This is a genomic window from Streptomyces sp. N35, from assembly GCF_016464295.1.
Classification (GTDB): Bacteria; Actinomycetota; Actinomycetes; order Streptomycetales; family Streptomycetaceae; genus Streptomyces.
The window spans coordinates 2,904-19,782 of record NZ_JAEIMH010000051.1 but is presented as its reverse complement, the minus strand read 5'-3'; the positions used below and the strand labels follow the sequence as shown (position 1 = coordinate 19,782).

Below are 16,879 nucleotides of genomic sequence, written 5' to 3'. Positions count from 1 at the left end.
GGAAGAAGTACCCCCCCCCCCCACGCCCCCCGCCCCTCGGCGGCCGCCCCGTTCTGCGGTCACCTCGGCGAAGTCCGACTCACCTGACCAGACCCGAATCGCCGAGCCTGCTGAAGCACGTCACATCGAACAGCGTCATCAGGGTTGGGGACTGACCTCGTGGTGGGTACGGACCGAAAGGAGCGACCACCACATGGCCAGCACCCCCCGCACGGAAATCCTTTCGGATCACCGCTTGTTCAGTGGCCTGCTCGGCAGCTCACTGGGCTACGTATTCGGCGAAATCTTCCACGACTTCACCTTCGGAGTCGCCGCATGCGTCTTGCTGACGTTCGTACTGAGCAAGGTATTTGCTCCGCAATCCCGCGAGCCCAGGACAGCTCGACGACAGGATCGCGATGGGGCCGCAATCCATTGCATCCCGGATGGAACGTCACCGTGACGGCGCCCGAGCTCACCGACTCCCTGGCTGCTCGCGCGCGGGGGATCAGGATGCACTGGTCGCCATCAGACCGGAGGATGGGGACTGACGGTGGGGAATGGGAGTGGCTCAATGAATGACACCCGATGGGATCCGCAGCAATACCTCGGTCACGCGGATCCTAGAAGCCGTCCGTTCCACGATCTGGTTCAGCGCGTCCCCCTGACCGCTCCCCAGCGCGTGGTCGATCTCGGCTGCGGTCCCGGAAACGTCACGGCGACGTTGGCCCAACGCTGGCCGGATGCCCACATCACGGGTCTGGACAGTTCTCCCGCGATGATCGAAGCGGCCCTGCCGCTCGCAGCTTCCACCCCCCTCGGCACAGGCCGCTTGGACTTCCGTCTCGCGGACATCAGCGGATACGTTCCCGAGCACGACGGAGTTGTCGACCTGCTGCTGTCCAATGCCGCACTCCAGTGGGTACCCAATCACTTCCAGCTCCTCCCGGGCTGGTTCGAGGCACTTCCTTCCCACGGGGTGCTCGCGTTCCAAGTGCCGCGGAACTTCGACGAGCCCAACCACACGCTGCTCACGGCCCTGCGCAACAGTTCCCGCTGGCGGTCGCAGCTCGGCGACGCCGCCAATGTTGCCGAGTTCGTCCCTGCAGTACGGCAGCCCATCGAATATCTCGACCTTTTTGCCTCCCGCGGCGTGCACACCGACGTATGGGAAGGCATCTACTACCACGTCTTGTCCGGGGCCACCCCGGTCCTGGAGTGGATGATGGGCACGGGGCTGCGCCCTGTTCTCAGCGTGTTGACCGAACCTGCTGAGCGCGAGGAATTCCTTGCCAGCTACCAGGCTGATCTCGCCCAGGCATATCCCGCAGCACCCTACGGAACCGTGCTCCCGTACCGTCGGATCTTCGTCGTGGCCAGCAAGAAGTGATGAGGTCTGCCGACACGCGTGTGGTGCGGATTGCGCCTCAGCAACGACAAAGTCCGCAAAGCAGGCTCACACGGCCCTGGTCATCATGTGCTGCACAGCACGTCGAATCCGGAGGAGCGCTACGTGCGTACGCGTGATCCGCACCAGGACGCAATGCACAAAGGCGGTGGGCATGGGCGGACCTTTCGGGTGTTCAGCGCAGAACAGCGGCATGGGAATGCTCCCTCCACCAGAGTCCTCGCGAGTGCTCGGCTCCTCCATCGGCGAACGGGCAGACTTACTGGCCGAAGGTTGACCACCGACATGCGTGACACCGCACTCTGAAACGCCCGGGCCTCGGCGCGCCGGCATTCGCCATCGCCATGAGAACTGGACGTTACCGAAGGTCCTCCGTCACCGACCCTGGCCGGCCGCCTGGTCGAGGAGCTCTTGCAATCGCAGCCCACGCGCCGCATCCGGGCCTGAGCCTTTCCCTGTCCGTACGGCCTCGGCGAACTCCCGTCGCAGCACCGGCCAGCACTCCTCGTGGTCGAGGTCGGCGGTGTCGTACACAAGCTCGCGGTCTGGGCCGAACAGCTCCACCCGTGTGCGGGCGCGCGGGAGTCGGACGCTGCCGGACAGAGACGCCTGGCTGATCGCTCCGTTCTCGTGCTCACAGGTCAACTCGATCCAGCGACGCGGGTCACCTGCCCCCCGTACGGTGGCAATGGGGCCGACGGCCAGGTCAAGCAGGTCGAGCAGGTGCGGCCCCAGGTCGAGCAGCGCTCCGTGTTCGAGGCGCCAGGCAGTGGAGAAAGCGCCGCCAAGGAAGGCGCCGTGCAGATAGCAGGACCGCGCGCCGGTGACCTGCATGCCATCGGCCTCAGCGAGGAAAGTCCGGGTGGTCGGGTGGTACCGCTTGGTCAGGACCAACTGGGACACCACGCCGGCTTCTGTGACCGCGTCGGCCACGCGTCGCGCCGAGGCCAAGTCGGGCCCCAACGGCTTCTCCAGGAGCAAAGCCCTTCCCTGCCGGGCCGCGCGAACAGCGAGGTCGGCCTGGACCGCGGGTGGTACGGCGAAGGCGATTGCTTCACATCGATCCAGGAGTCGATCGAAGCTCTCGAAGGCGTCGGCCCCGTAGGGTGCGGCGGCCTCCCGCGCGGCGTCGAGGCGCCGCGCCCAGACGCCGACCAGCTCGGTCTCGGGTCCAGTGGCCAGCATCCGGGCGTGCATGGCCTGCGCCCATGGGCCGGCGCCGACCAGGCCGACCTGGACCGGCGGGTAAGTCCAGGACTGCGGTTCGTTCATGGGGGGTGCTCCGTGAATAAGGGTTACGCAGGTCAGCGGGCCAGAGCCGCGAGACGGGCGTCCGCCCGCTCGGGGGCATAGAGGTGCTCAATGACCATGGCGGCGGCGCCGGCAAGACCTGCCCGGTCGCCCAGGCGTGAAGTGACGACCTGGAGGTGGGCGGTGGTGCGCGGCATGGCGCGTTGGTAGAGCAGCTCGCGTACGCCCGTCAGGAACGGGTTCCCGGCCAGATCTCCGGCGATGACGAGGACCCCTGGGTTGATCAACGTGACGACGGTGACCAGGACCTCGCCGGCACGCTGCCCTGCCTCGCGTGCCAACCGGATGGCATCGGGCTGTCCCTCGGCGAGGTGGCGGCGGACATCGGAGCCGGAAGTGGTAGCGACGCCGAGGGCCGACAACTGTCCAGCGAGGGCCCGCCCGCTGGCCACTGCGGCGAGGCACCCGTAGGAGCCGCACATGCACAGGGCATCGGTGCAGCCGTGCAGGCGGATGTGCCCGATGTCGCCCGCGCCGCCATCGATGCCGCGGTAGACCTCGCCATCGATGACGACACCCGCCCCAATGCCGGTGGACGCCTTGACCAGGAGGAACGCACCGCAGTCGGGGTGACTCGCGCGCTGTTCGGCGTACGCCATGAGGTTGGCGTCGTTGTCGACGAACACGGGCACCGGGCCGGGGTCGAGGCGTGAGCCGACGTGCTGAGCGTAGGCTTCTTGAAGCCGTTCGCGGATCGGGAAACGGTCCCAACCCGGCATGATCGGTGGCTGGATGACCTGACCTGAGGCGAAGTCCACGGGCCCGGGCACCGAGAGACCGATACCGCACACCCGTTCCGCTTCCACCTCCGCATCGGCGAGCAATGGGGCGAACCATGTGGCCAAGGTGTCCAGCACCTGGTCGGGTCCCTCGGTGACAGCGAGGTCGGCGCAACGCTCGGCGAGCACAGTACCGGCCAGATCGAGCACGGCTGCGCGGGCGTGCCGGGTCTCCAGGTCGACAGCGAGCACCACGGCATGTGCCGCGTCGAAGTCGAGGCGGGAAGAGGGACGTCCCCCCGTGGAGGTACCGGCGACCTCGCGCAGCCAGCCCGCGCCGAAGAGCTGGTCCAGGCGTGCGCTCACCGTCGACCGGGACAGCCCCGTGGCCTCCTGCAGTGCGCCACGCGTGGTGGCCTCGCCACTGCGAATGAGCTGCAGCAGGTGGCCCGCACTTGCCTGGTTCCCCAACATTGTCTCCCCGTTCTCAGCTCTTGTCCGCACCGCTCGTCAGACCCTCGGTGAGGAGGCGCTCCGCGGCGAAGAACAGGAGTACCACGGGGATCGTGAGGACCACGGAACCGGCCATCAAAACGGTCTTGGAGACCTCGATGCCGTTCGCGAGCTGAGCCAACCCCAAGGAGACCGTCCACTTGTCGGGATCGGCCGCGAGGAAGAGGAGCGCGAAAAGAAACTCGTTCCAGGCGATCATGAATACGTACAGCCCGGTGGCCATCAGCGAGGGCGTGGCCAGCGGCAGAATTACCTTGCGCACGGTCTGCAGCCGCGAACAGCCGTCGATGGCCGCCGCTTCCTCGATCGAGTACGGGACGGTGACCAGATAATTCTTCAGCATGTAGATGGACACCGGCACGGTCTGGGCGACGTACACGATGGCCAGACCCACCAGGCTGGACGACAGCCCCAGCCTCGCGAACATCACAAAGAGGGGGACCGCGAGCAGCGTCGACGGGAACAGGTAGACAGCAAGGAACAGGGCGCTGACCTGACGGCCGCCGAAGAACTTCAGCCTGCTGATGGCGTACGCCCCCGGTACTGCTGCCACCAATGTGAGGACAACAGTGCCGAGCGAGACCAGCGCCGAGTTGAGCAGCAGTTGCATGAAGCCCTGCCCGCCGCCGTCGGTGGATTTCATCACGTTCTCGTACGTCGCGAGCGTGAAGTCCTGAGCGGACACCCACAGCGAACCCGGGTCGAGCAGCAGAGCTTCGATCGGCTTCACCGACAGCAGGATCATGTAGTAGAACGGCACGATGGTGATCACTCCGAGGAAGGTGATCACGAGCCAGCGGAGCACGCCGAAAAGGCGCTCCTCGAACTGTGTGCGCGTCATGGACGTGCGTGCCATCAGGCTTCCTCCTGCACCTTCTTGCCGAAGAACTTGAAGTAGAGGCCGAGGAGCACCATGAGGATCACGGCGAGCACCAGGGCCTGCGCGGAGGCCGCGCCGACGTCGTAGCGGGCGGTGAGGAAGTCGTAGACGCGCACCGCGGCCACATCGGTACCCGAGCCACCGCCGGTGAGCAGGTAGACGTCGTCGAACTTGTTGAACGTCATGATGAAACGCAGCACGCAGAGAAGCGCGATGACCGGCATCAGCTGCGGCAGCATGATGTAGCGGAAGCGCTGCAGTGGCGTGGCTCCATCGACTTTCGCGGCCTCCTCCAAACCGTCCGGCACGGCCTGGAGACGGGCCAGGATGAACAGGAAGGCGAATGGAAAGTAGCGCCATATCTCAAAGGCGATGACAGTGAGCAACGCCAGAGGGATGTCGAAGTGCCAGCCCAGGAGGTTCACTTCGTACTCGCGCGTGGACAGAAACGCAATCGGGTCGTCCCAGCCGAAGAGCTTCTGGCCCCATTCGTTGACCACGCCGTACTGCGGGCTCAGCGCCACTTCCCAGACGAATGCGACCGCGACGACCGGCGCCACGTACGGCAGCAGCATGGCCCCACGCATCAGGCCACGACCGCGGAACGGCTTGCGCAGGGCAAGCGCTGCGACCAGGCCGAGGAGGGTGGAGCCGAGGGTGGCACCGATGGTGTACGTGAGGGTGGTGCCAAGGCTCGACCAGAAGCCGGCGGAGCCGAGGACCTCGGCGAAGTTGTCCAGGGACCAGTTGCCGAAGAATCCCATGCCCTGGATGTCTACGAGTCGGGCGTGCTGGAAGGCGAGTACCACCGTCCAGAGGATCGGCAGGATCACCACCACCAGGACCACCAGGAAGGTGGGGGTGACGAAAGCGAGTCCGGCCCGGTTCTCGCGGCGGCTCGCGGACAGCGGCGCGCGCTGTTGTGAAGCCGGGTGCCGGTCGAGGGACGGGCGCTCGTCAGCTGCACGGGGCGGCTGAGCACCGCGCTGTGTTGCGGTCATGGTTGGGTACCTCGGTGACGGGCGGCCTGGCCGCTACTGGAGGGACTTCTTCAGGGCGGCGACTTCTTCTTGCGCTTCCCGCGCCGCCTCCTGGGGAGAGAGCTGGCCCGCGGTCATGGCGCCGATGGCCTTGGGGACGGGCAGTTCGCCATTGGTGGCGCCGACCAGTGCGCCTTCGCCCTGGGTGATGCCCCAGCGCTGCATGTTGCTGACGCCGTCGGCAAGCTGGTCCAGGAGCTGGTCGGAAAAGACCTGGTTCAGGGGCTTGCGGCTGTCGACACCGATCTCGCTCGATCGCCAGGCGTCCAGGTACTTCTCGGGTGCGGCGGCAGTGCCGTTTCGGACGGGGATCTTGCCTTCGGGCGCCATGCCGAACCAGCCCTCGTATCCGGCACCCATCATGTATTCGATGAACTTCTTGGAGGCCTCGCTCTCGGCGGTCTTGGTGGTCACCCAGGAGGTGATCTCACCGAACTGGGCGGCCTTGGCGCCGTCTTCACCCTTGAGGGTGGTGACGATGCCACTGTTCTCGGCGAGGAATTCCGAATCACCCTTGCACTCGGCGCAACTGGGGAGCGCATCCTTGCGCAGGCCGGCGAGCTCATCGAGCAGGAACGAGGACCAGATGACCATCGAGGACTTCCCTGCGAAGTATGTGGCCCGGGTGGAGTCCACAGTCTGCGTCCCAGGGGCTCCGTACTCTCGGGCGAGAGTGTCGTAGGCCGCGAAGGCAGCGACGCACTGAGGTGAGTCGAGGGCCACCTCCCCCTGGCTGTCGACGAGTTGGCAGTCGTTGGCTAGCGCGAGGTTCTCGAAGCTCTGCTGCGTGAAGACGTCGCTGGGATCAGTAGCGGCGGCAATCCCGTCACGCCCCTTGGTCTGCAAACCCTCGGCAGCCTTGCGCAGGGAGTTGTACGTGTCGGGGACGCCCAGTCCCGCCTGCTGCAGCTGGTCCTTGCGGTAGATCAGCAACTGCAGCCAGGCATCGGAAGGCACGCCCAGCTGGGTGGAGCCGTCGGCGGTCAGCGCGAGGGCGTTGGCGTTGAAGGTGTCGCGGCCGAGCCCGTCGACAATCTGGCGGGGAATGTCGGTGTTGAGCAGGCCGTTGCTGTACATCTGCCAGGTCTGGCCCATGGGGGCGGCGCCGATGACGTCCGGCATCTTGCCAGACGCGGCAGCCGACATGATCAGCTGCGGCATCTGACCTTCATCGACACCTACCAGGTCGACCCGGATGCCGGTCTCCTCCTCAAAGCGGTCAATGACCTTCCGAGTGGCGGCGATTCGTGGTGTCAGATTCTCCTGCGACCACACAGTGATCTTGTTGTCGGGCTTGCCCGGGGCGGTGCCACTCGAGCAGCCCGCCAGCGTTCCGATGCCGAGTGCCGCCGCAAGGGCGGCTGCGGCCGCCCGTGAGCGCCGCCTACTCGCTTGCACCCGTCGGTTCCTCATCTGCATGCCTGATCCTCATTGCCGACTTCCGCCTACCTGCTACGCATACCAGCAGGTCTTTTGCTTCTTGACAAGACATAACTACCCGAAACCCGCAGGCCGTTCGCACCGAGCATCAGCCACGTGCTGTCGAGGAGCGGCGGGCGCCCCCACCATGTCGCGCCTGGAAGTCTCGATTGAGTCACGGCCCCTCACCCGCACACCGAGGGATCGACGCTAGCCCTCACAGCGTCGACAAAGGTCAACCCACGATCTACTTTTGTTGATTGACAACGCATAAGTGACGGCTACTCTCGGCGTTAGTAGAGAACCAACCCCCGGAGCCTTCACGTGGAACGCGTCGTCCAATTCACCGGCCCTCGTCAGGTCGAAGTGGCAGAGCATGCCTCCGCCCCTCTGCCCGTCGGTCATTTGCGGGTGCGGACCCGCTACTCAGGCATCTCGGCCGGTACCGAACTCACCGCCTACCGGGGAACGAACCCGTACCTGACACGCACCTGGGACCCCGAGACCCGGCTCTTCCGCGACGGAGCAGCCGGCATCGAGTATCCGGTCGCGGGTTGGGGCTACTCCGAGGTTGGCGTGGTCACCGAGGTCTCCCCGGAGCTCGCCGGGACGGCCGGCATGCCCTCAGTCGGCGAGCTCGTGTGGGGCATCTGGGGCCACCGCAGCGAAGGCATCGTGCCCGCCGAGCGAATGATCGGTCACACCCTGCCGGGTGGGCTCGAACCACTCGCCGGCGCCTTCGCCCGCGTCGGCGCCATCGCGTACAACGCGGTCCTCGCCGCGGACATCCACGTCGGCGAGGACGTAGCCGTGTTCGGGCAAGGCGTCATCGGCCTGCTCACCACCCGCCTCGCGCAGCTCAACGGCGCCCGTGTCACGGCCGTCGACGCCCTCGAGATACGCCTGGCGAGCGCCAAGCAGTACGGCGCACACAGCACTCTCAACGCACATACCGACCCTGTCGCCGCCCGCATACGTGAGGCCACCGGCGGAGTCGGAGCCGACGTGGCCATCGAGATCAGTGGCGCATATCCCGCCCTGCACGAAGCATTGCGCTCGGTCACTGTCGGCGGCCGAGTGGTCGCCTCCGGCTTCTATCAGGGCGACGGTGCTGGGCTGCGGCTCGGCGACGAATTCCACCACAACCGTGTCCAGTTGATCTGCTCTCAGATCGGCGGGGTGCCACCAGAGCTGACCGGGCGCTGGAACGTGGAGCGGCTGCAGCGGACCTTCCTGCGTCTGGTCGCGGAAGGCCAAGTCGATGTCGAGTCCTTGGTCAGCCATGTCGTCCCTGTCGCGGACGCCGCCGAGGCGTACGTCCTCCTGGACGAGCGTCCCGCCGACGCGCTCCAGGTCGTCCTGGAATTCTGAGGAGAGTGTGCACGTGCTGAAGACCGCCGCCCAGGAACAGCTGCTCCCCGGGGAAAACCTCCAGGAGAAGTGGGAGTTCGCGCAGACCGCGGGATACGACGCGATCGAGCTACGGGCCAAGGGCGATTTCCACTTCCGTTCCAGGCTGCCCGAGTTGAAACAGGCCCTCAAGGACGGTGTCGTCATGCCCACCGTCTGCGTCGAAATGCTGCACTTCTTCGGGGCGTTCGACGACGGGCTGCGCCGTGACGCGATCGCCCAGATGAAAACCCAGCTGACTGTTATCGCCGAGATCGGCGGGCTCGGAGCGCAAACCCCGGCGTCGTACGGCATGTTCTCCCGCCGGCTGCCGCCCTTCGAGCCTCCGCGCAGCGAGGCCGAGGACCGCGCGGTGCTGCTCGCCGGGCTCGCCGAGCTGGGTGAACACGCGAAGCGAGAGGGCGTCACGCTGTATTTGGAACCGCTCAATCGCTACGAGGACCACATGGTCAACCGCCTCGGACAAGCTGCTGCGTTGATCGAAGAGGTGGGCCTCGACTCGGTGAAGATCGGTATCGACAGCTACCACATGAACATCGAGGAGGCCGATCCGGCCGCGTCGATCATCAAGTACGCGCCCTACATCGGCCACGCGCAGGTATCCGACTCCAACCGCTTCCAGCCGGGTGCCGGGCATCTCGACTTTGCCGCCTGGCTCAGTGCACTGCACACCATCAGCTACGACGGCTACCTCGCCGCCGAGTGCCGGCTGGCCGGAGACCCGATCGAGGCCGTGCGCTCCATCCCCGCTTTCTTGAGGAGGTCCGGCGCATGACGAAGTTGCTCGATGCGGCCCGCACATCATTCGACGGCGAGGAACTGCGGCGTGGCGCCTCCCGGGTCCTGCTCGACAACTGGACCGGCGCTTCTTCCGTGCCCTCCCACACCCTCTATCCGCACCAGTGGAGTTGGGATTCGGCGTTCATCGCCATCGGTTTGCGCCACCTGTCGGTGCGCCGGGCGCAGCTCGAGCTGGAGACCCTGCTCGGCGCGCAGTGGGCAGACGGCCGCATCCCGCACATCGTGTTCAACCCGGCCGTGCCCCTCGGCGCCTACTTTCCCAGCCCCGACTTCTGGCGTTCCTCCACCGCGGGAGCCGCAGCCGGCGCTCCTGCTGCACCGGAGACCTCGGGCATAGTGCAGCCTCCCGTACACGCCCTCGCCGCATGGCTCGTTCACGAGGCTGACCCACAGGAGTCGCTGCGCCGCGGTTTCCTCGCGCGCATGTATCCGAAGCTCGCCGCCTGGCACCGCTACCTGACCGCCCAGCGCAATCTGGGCGGTAGCGGCCTGGTCACGACGGTGCATCCGTGGGAACCCGGCATGGACAACAGCCCTTGCTGGGACGGGCCGTTGGCTCGCATCTCCCCCGCCGCGCCGGATACCTTCCGGCGCGCCGACCTGGATCACGGGGCTGCCGCGGACCGGCCGACCGATCTCGACTACGGACGTTACGTGCGCCTTGCCGCCGACTACCGCGACTCGGGGTACGCGGACGAGCCAGGGCGGCACGCCTTCGCTGTCGAGGACCCCTGCGTCAACGCACTACTCATCGCATCCGAGCACTCCCTCGCCCGGATCGCGACGGCCGTCGGCGCCGACCCCGCGGTCCACGAGGAGCGGGCCCGCCGGTTGACCGCCACACTGGTATTGCGCTTGTGGCACCCGGCCTACGGCATGTTCCTGTGCCGTGACCTGGTCGAAGGGGACCTCATCACAGAACGCAGCGTGTCCGGGCTGATCCCCCTGATCGTTCCAGGGCTTCCCGATGAGGTCACCAGCGCACTTCGCACCACCCTCGACGGGCCCCATTTCCGAGCTGCCGAGACAGGCCTGGTCGCGAGTTACGCCTTCACCGGACCGTCCTTCGACCGCACCCGCTACTGGCGCGGTCCCGCCTGGTTCAACACAGCCTGGCTGATCGAACGCGGACTCCGCGGCTACGGCGCCGACAAGCGAGCCGATCAGCTGCACTCCGCATTCCTCGCCTCATCCGGCGCCTCCGGTTTCGCCGAGTACGTCGACCCGGTCACCGGCGAAGGGCACGGCACCCGCGACTTCGCCTGGACCGCCGCACTGGCGCTCGATCTGCTGGCCCGGCAAACAAGGGCGGGTTCTCGATGACAGCCTCTGACCGCGTTCTGCTCGTGGACGAGGGGACGTACGCGATCCTCGGCTCCGGCGGAAACATCAACAACATCTCAGGCACCACGCCCGAGGGGCTGTTCGTGCACGACGCCCGGCACTTGAGCCGCTGGCAGCTTACCGTCGACGGTTCGGCGCCGCCGGTTCTGGTTCCGGCGGCCGAGGGCGCCGTGGCGTCCTGCGTGCTGACCCCGCCAGGCACCCGGGACGAGCCGCCCACCCATACAGTCTTCCGTCAACAGTGGGTGACCGTAGGCGAGTTGCACGAAGCCGTGCGCCTGGTGAACAACCGTCCGACGGCGGCGACCGCCCGGCTTGTCCTCACTGTGGACGCGGACTTTGCCGATCAATTCGAGCTGCGCGCCGATGATCGCCACTACGACAAGTGGGGCGCCGAGCGCAGCGGCCAGCGTCGCCCGGACGGTGTGGAGTTCGACTACCAGCGCGACGACTGGCATTCCCGTACGACTGTGACTGCGTCCCCCGCCCCGGATTCGGTCAAGGCGGTTGGCGGCACCGCCCACCAACTGGCATGGACCGTGGATCTGCCGGCCCACGGAGCAACCACCCTCACCCTCCATGTCGCTGCCCGGCCGCACCACTGGTCCGACCCTGCCCTGCCCGACCGTCCCGCCGACCCACCCCTGCCGCCGACCGATGACCCCGAATTGGCGCGGGCCTGCGCGCAGGGCCTCGCGGACCTCGACAGGCTCCGCGTGCCCGCGACCACGCCCGACGGCGCATCCGTGGCCGTGCCGGCTGCGGGTATCCCCTGGTTCCTCACCCTGTTCGGCCGCGATTCGTTGCTGACGTCGCTCTTCCTGCTGCCGTACCGGCCTGACACGGCAGTGGGCACCCTGCTGGCCCTTGCCGCCACGCAAGGCACGCGGTACGACGACGACCGAGGCGAGCAGCCCGGGCGAATCGTGCACGAAGTGCGGCATGGCGAACTCGCCCACTTCCGCCAAGTCCCGTATGGCCGCTACTACGGCTCCATCGACGCGACCCCGCTCTTCCTCGTGCTGCTGCACGCGCACGCGCAAACCACCGGCGACCCCACGCTCGCCCGGCAGTTGGAGCAGCAGGCGCGGGCAGCAGTGGAGTGGATGTTCACCGACGGCGGGCTGGACGAGCACGGCTACCTGATCTACTGGCCCGACGCCAAGGGTCTCGTCAACCAGAACTGGAAGGACTCCGCGGGAGCGATCTGCTTCGCCGACGGCCGCCAGGCCAAGGGGCCGATCGCGGTCTGCGAGGCCCAGGGCTACGCGTACGACGCACTGGTGCGCACCGCTCAACTCGCCCGAAGCGTCTGGGAGGACGAAGCCTACGCAGACCGAATGGACTTCGCCGCGGCCCGGCTGCAGGAACGCTTCCCGCGTGACTTCTGGATGCCGAACGCAGACTTTCCCGCACTCGCTCTGGACGGAATGGGGCGCCAGGTGGACGCGCTGGCCTCGGACGCTGGGCACCTGCTGTGGTCCGGCATCCTTGGCGCGGAGCGTGCGACAGGGCTCGGACGGCGCCTGCTGCAGCCGGACTTCTTTTCCGGCTGGGCCATCCGCACCCTCGCGACCGGGCAAACGGCCTACCACCCCCTCTCGTACCACAAGGGCAGCTGCTGGCCGCATGACAACGCGGTCATCGCCCTCGGTCTCGCTCGCTACGGACTCGAGGACGAGGTCCGTACGTTGAGCAGCGGGTTGATTGACGCAGCGTCCCGGCACGGCTTCCGGTTGCCCGAGGTGATGGCCGGCTACAGCCGCGCAGAGCATCCGGAACCGGTGCCGTATCCGCACTCCTGCTCGCCGCAGGCCTGGGCGGCCGCGACACCGCTCGCCCTGCTGACCGCACTGCGCGAGGCCGGCAGCGATCGAGCGTCCTGACGCCGGTGCGCCCTCAGCATGCGGCAGGTACGCCCTGCCTGGGGGCCTTTGCCGCCCGCCCTCGGACGGCAAAGGCCCACCGTGCCTCCGCAAGGTCGCCGCGCTGGGCGCTGTGTCACGCCCGCCTCGCATGTCGGGGGTCGGACCTCACCTACTACCCTCCGGTCCGAAACAGGCTGGCACCGACCTCAATGGATGAGCCAGCCGGCCGAATCGACTGGTACGTCAGTCCAGCGGCAGTTTCAGCAGCGCGTTCTCGACGAGTTCCGGCATCGCGGGGTGGATCCAGTACTGCCCACGCGCCATGCTCTTCGCGTCGAGACCGAAGCTCATCGCCTGGATCAGTGGCTGGATTACGGACGAGGCCTGCGGGCCGATGATGTGCGCGCCCAATAGCTGCCCGGTGGCCGGGTCGGCCAGCAGCTTCGCGAAGCCAGTGGTGTCCTCCAGCGCCCAACCGTAGGCGATATCGGCGTAGTCCTGGTGCGAAGTGACGTACGAAATGCCGCGCTTGCGAGCCTCGTGCTCGCTCAACCCGACCGAAGCGATCTGCGGCGAGGTGAACACAGCGTGCGGGACGAACCGGTAGTCCGAGGCGATCTGCTCATCCGGATGCAGCAGGTTGTGCTGCACGACGCGCTGTTCGTGGTTCGCGACATGCTTCAGCTCGAAGGCTGATGAAATATCGCCGAGTGCGTAGACACCGTCGACGACAGTCCGCTGGTACTCGTCGACCACGACATGCCCGCGCTCGCTGGTGGTCACACCGGTGGCGGCGACGTCGAGGATGTCGGAATTCGGGGTGCGGCCGGTAGCGACCAGCAACACCTCGGCCTCCACAGTCTCGGCTCCGTCGGGGCCTTCAAGGTCCAAGGCAACACCCGACGAGGTCTTGCGCGCGCGGATGGTCCTCCGGTCAAGCCGAACGTCGAACCGCCGCGCGGCCAGTTCGGTGAACCGTGCGCTGATGTCCTCGTCCTCGGCACGCAGCAGCGCGCCGGACCGGTTGACCACGGTCACGCTCACCCCGAACGAGGCAAAGACGTGGGCGAACTCGGCCGCGATGTACCCGCCGCCGAGGATGACCATCCTCGACGGCAGCCCATCCAGCCGCATGACGGTGTCCGAAGTGAGGTAGCCGACCTCGGCGAGGCCGGGAATGTCCGGGATCATCGGACGCCCACCTGCAGCGAGCACGAAGCGTTCGGCGGTGATCGTTTCGGCCGGGCGGCCGTCAAGGTAGCTGACCTGCAGTTCCTTGGTACCGGTGAAGCGGCCTTCGCCCTCGTACACGGTGACGTGCTTGTTGTCCTGGTGGTCGACGCGATAATCACGTCCGCCGGCGGCGATCGGGTCGATCCGCCCGAAGATCCGGTCGCGCACGTCGCGCCAGCGGACGTTGATCAGCTCTTCGTCGACGCCGAACATCGATGATGTTGCAGGGGTAGCCGCAATGCTTGCGGTGTGCACGAACATTTTCGTCGGGATGCATCCCACGTTCAGGCAGGTGCCGCCGAATGTGCCTTTCTCCACGATCGCCGTGTTCCAGTCCGCGAAACGCGGGTCGAGGATCGAGTTGCCCGATCCGGCACCGACGATCACCAGGTCGTAGTGGGGCACGCGTATTTCCCTTACAGCAGGAGCGGATAGTTCCGTTGTGGCCAACTCGCCCCGCCGTCCAACTGTTCCCAGTTGGCACGCATCCGTAAGGGTTCGTAATAGATTGAAATGGTCCGTGGTGCTGTCCAGGGCTAGTTGATCGCGGCAGACTGAAATGGGTCCTGTCGCCTCTTGGGCCTTGTGGCCGACGACGTCGGCTCGGCTGATCACAGGAGTCGCCCGATGTGCGGGTGCTGGCGGATCTCCACATTGCAGTCCGAGACGCCGGTCATGTTCCGTACGCGCCGGCATTCTTCGCGCTGCCGAGCTAAGGCGTCGCACACGTCACACCCGGGGGCCGGTGACGGGGCGGGGGTCGCGTACGGGTCGCCGAGGTGCACGGGACCGCTCTCGGTGGTCTCGGTCGTCGTCATGGCAATGACGCTAGAGGTGTCCTGAGTTGACCCTCCACAATCTTGCACGACCTTGCACGCAACTTAGTCGAGAGCGGTGATTGCCTCGGTGATCAGAGTGCGTGCGGTGGTGCCGTAGACGGCGATCTTCGCCATCTCGGCGAACGCCTTCGCGTAGACGGCGGTCTCGCTGGGCGCGGTCACGTTCACGGCGGCGGTCAGCAGCTCGGCGCTCACTTGGTGGTCGTCGAAGAGGTAGAAAGCCTCCAGCGGCCACATGCGGCGCTCGGCCGTGAAGGGGATGATGCCGAGGCTGACGTTCGGCAAGGCGGCGACGGCCAGGAGGTAGCCGAGCTGTGATGCCATCGTCTCGGCGTCGCCGATCCGGTAGCGCAGCACCGTCTCTTCGAGCAGGAACGCGAACGTGTGCCCGCCTTCGTGCAGGACGGCGGAGCGCTCTATACGGGAAGCGGCGGCCTGCGGTGCGTCGTCAGGGGTGTCCTGGAAGCGGGCGATCGTCGAAAGCAGCGCGGCGGCGTACGCCTCGGTCTGCAAGATGCCGGGCACCACGTTCGAGGTGTAGATCCGAAAGTGCCGGGTGCGGGCGTACAGCGGTAGGACCTCGTCCTGGGCGCGGCGCATTCCGTGCCGGTGCAGCTTCTTCCAGTGCACGTACATCTGCTCGGCCTGCCGGTTCACGGCGACCAGATCAGCGGCCTGATCCTCGGCTCCGCAGGCGGCGCACCAGCGCCGTACGTCCTCGTCGGACGGCGGGGTCTTGGCGTTCTCGATCCTCGATCGCTTCGAGGGACTCCAGCCGCACCTGAGGGCCAACTCCTCACCGCACAGGCCTGCGTCGAGGCGAAGGTCCCGCAGCCGCCCGGCGAGAAGTTCACGGGCGGCCTGTGCGGCGGACGAGGGTGACGCGGTCATGTACGGGCTCTTTGGTCGGCGCGGGTCAGACGGTGTACTTCTCGTGCGGGGTGCCGCGCTCCCACACCGCTTTGAAGGCACTCGCAGCGAGCTGGATCACCGCGGGCTCGGTGCGCACCTCCCACTTCGGCTCGGTCCAATTGCCGTCTCCGTCGAAGTGGTTGAACAGCACCGCGCTGTGGTCGAAGAGCCACAGGTCGTTGCCAGGCAGTGCGATGTCCGAGGCCATGCGTCTCGGCAGCCAGCGCACGTCTTCCCCGGCCGTCACGTTGACCAATGCTCCCGCGTGCTCGTACCGGATGTACTCGGACACCGGCTCAGATACGACGCGGGCTCGACGGATCGTGACGCCGCGCTGTGTGGTGCGGCCGATCAGGTTGACCCAGGGTGCCCAGTACTCCGAGCCGGGGTCGACATCGCGCACACCGGTACGGCGCCAGTTCTCGAAGTCCTCGGACTCGTCGCCCACCGCGTACGTGTCGCGCATTTCCAGATGGCAGGCGGAACGCTGGGCGCCGGCGAGCAGTTCCTCAAAGCTGGGCGCGTCGCTCGACGACATCGCAAGCCTCCCTGATCATCGGCACCATGCGGGCGGGAATCCGTACGACGGCCTCATGGTCCGGGATACCGGCCGCATGCCCAGGAACCTCCCAGGCCGCGCACTCGGCCTCCAGCTCCGGGCTCGGCTTCCAACCCTGCAAGACCAACTCCGCGTTCTCCTCGTCGACCCACACCGTGGGCGAGCCCTGCTGACCGGTCTTCGGATCAATGCCCACGAACCGTAACGCCATGACCGCCTCCGGAGTCGAGCCGATTGCACTGCCTTGCACGACCATTACGCTCAGAAGTGCCCCTCACAAGAGAACCGCCGAGTTCTGACCGAAAACGACCAGTATCGCGACATAGCTTGCTGCAGCAGCGCACAGGGAAGCCGCGGAAACAGCCCAAGGTGTCGTTTTGTGACGATTGACCTTCCCGCTGACCTGGTTGAGGTGGAACGTTTCGCTTGGGCTCCGATCCGGGCCGAGCCCCAGGAGGTGGAGATCGCGTACGCGGTGAAGGACCGGATCCGTTCGATCGCTGCTGAGTCAGGCGAGACTCGCCTGGACAGGTCCCACGTGCTCGAGTCGCACATACAGAGAGTTCCGGCGCTCGGGGGAGTGGGGGCGGGGGGCGGGGGGCGCACAGGGCGGCACCCGCGGGGGTCTGGTCCTCTCGCTTCTC

Annotated in this window: 15 protein-coding genes; 6 read left to right on the top strand and 9 right to left on the bottom strand. The window is 66.8% G+C overall.

Annotation, left to right across the window (positions count from 1 at the left end):
• Positions 1-193 precede the first annotated feature (193 nt).
• Positions 194-442: a hypothetical protein gene (locus JAO81_RS25895; protein WP_199550339.1), complete on the top strand. Its 249-nt coding sequence runs from the start codon at positions 194-196 to the stop codon at positions 440-442.
• 111 nt (positions 443-553) lie between these two features.
• Positions 554-1,369 (top strand): methyltransferase domain-containing protein, encoded by an 816-nt coding sequence (locus tag JAO81_RS25890; protein ID WP_199550338.1) that lies wholly within the window; start codon positions 554-556, stop codon positions 1,367-1,369.
• Between the two features lie 393 nt (positions 1,370-1,762).
• Here JAO81_RS25890 and JAO81_RS25885 read toward each other — a convergent pair whose 3' ends face one another.
• The 5 genes from JAO81_RS25885 to JAO81_RS25865 are packed head-to-tail and all read right to left on the bottom strand — an operon-like array spanning position 1,763 to position 7,269.
• Positions 1,763-2,659, bottom strand: coding sequence for a Gfo/Idh/MocA family protein (locus tag JAO81_RS25885; protein WP_199550337.1), 897 nt, complete (start codon positions 2,657-2,659; stop codon positions 1,763-1,765).
• A 32-nt stretch (positions 2,660-2,691) separates the two neighbouring features.
• On the bottom strand, positions 2,692-3,891 hold the full coding sequence (locus JAO81_RS25880) for an ROK family protein (RefSeq protein ID WP_199550336.1): 1,200 nt from the start codon (positions 3,889-3,891) through the stop codon (positions 2,692-2,694).
• 13 nt (positions 3,892-3,904) lie between these two features.
• On the bottom strand, positions 3,905-4,771 hold the full coding sequence (locus JAO81_RS25875; protein WP_199550379.1) for a carbohydrate ABC transporter permease: 867 nt from the start codon (positions 4,769-4,771) through the stop codon (positions 3,905-3,907).
• 14 nt (positions 4,772-4,785) lie between these two features.
• Positions 4,786-5,811: a carbohydrate ABC transporter permease gene (locus tag JAO81_RS25870; RefSeq protein ID WP_199550335.1), complete on the bottom strand. Its 1,026-nt coding sequence runs from the start codon at positions 5,809-5,811 to the stop codon at positions 4,786-4,788.
• A gap of 33 nt (positions 5,812-5,844) precedes the next feature.
• Positions 5,845-7,269, bottom strand: coding sequence for an ABC transporter substrate-binding protein (locus JAO81_RS25865; protein WP_374194348.1), 1,425 nt, complete (start codon positions 7,267-7,269; stop codon positions 5,845-5,847).
• A gap of 324 nt (positions 7,270-7,593) precedes the next feature.
• Between JAO81_RS25865 and JAO81_RS25860 the strand changes: the two genes are divergently transcribed.
• From JAO81_RS25860 to JAO81_RS25845, 4 genes are read left to right on the top strand one after another with little or no spacing between them, the layout of a single operon-like run.
• Positions 7,594-8,640, top strand: coding sequence for a zinc-binding alcohol dehydrogenase (locus JAO81_RS25860; protein ID WP_199550334.1), 1,047 nt, complete (start codon positions 7,594-7,596; stop codon positions 8,638-8,640).
• 13 nt (positions 8,641-8,653) lie between these two features.
• Entirely contained in the window at positions 8,654-9,454 is an 801-nt protein-coding gene (locus tag JAO81_RS25855) for a sugar phosphate isomerase/epimerase family protein (protein WP_199550333.1), read from the top strand.
• A complete protein-coding gene (locus tag JAO81_RS25850; protein ID WP_199550332.1) occupies positions 9,451-10,803 on the top strand; it encodes a trehalase family glycosidase in 1,353 nt (450 codons plus the stop codon). Before JAO81_RS25855 ends, JAO81_RS25850 begins: the two co-directional genes overlap by 4 nt.
• Complete coding sequence (locus JAO81_RS25845; protein WP_199550331.1) at positions 10,800-12,710, top strand: glycogen debranching N-terminal domain-containing protein; 1,911 nt, start codon at positions 10,800-10,802, stop codon at positions 12,708-12,710. The genes JAO81_RS25850 and JAO81_RS25845 overlap by 4 nt, the downstream gene beginning before the upstream one ends.
• Before the next feature lie 225 nt (positions 12,711-12,935).
• Here JAO81_RS25845 and JAO81_RS25840 read toward each other — a convergent pair whose 3' ends face one another.
• The 4 genes from JAO81_RS25840 to JAO81_RS25825 all read right to left on the bottom strand — a co-directional run bounded on the left by JAO81_RS25840 (position 12,936) and on the right by JAO81_RS25825 (position 16,446).
• The gene (locus JAO81_RS25840; RefSeq protein ID WP_199550330.1) at positions 12,936-14,330 is read right to left on the bottom strand and encodes a mycothione reductase; all 1,395 of its coding nucleotides are present in this window, start codon (positions 14,328-14,330) and stop codon (positions 12,936-12,938) included.
• A 476-nt stretch (positions 14,331-14,806) separates the two neighbouring features.
• Positions 14,807-15,655, bottom strand: coding sequence for a helix-turn-helix transcriptional regulator (locus tag JAO81_RS25835; protein WP_199550329.1), 849 nt, complete (start codon positions 15,653-15,655; stop codon positions 14,807-14,809).
• A 25-nt stretch (positions 15,656-15,680) separates the two neighbouring features.
• Positions 15,681-16,214 (bottom strand): DUF6879 family protein, encoded by a 534-nt coding sequence (locus JAO81_RS25830; protein WP_199550328.1) that lies wholly within the window; start codon positions 16,212-16,214, stop codon positions 15,681-15,683.
• Positions 16,186-16,446: a hypothetical protein gene (locus JAO81_RS25825; protein ID WP_199550327.1), complete on the bottom strand. Its 261-nt coding sequence runs from the start codon at positions 16,444-16,446 to the stop codon at positions 16,186-16,188. The genes JAO81_RS25830 and JAO81_RS25825 overlap by 29 nt, the downstream gene beginning before the upstream one ends.
• Positions 16,447-16,879 lie beyond the last annotated feature (433 nt).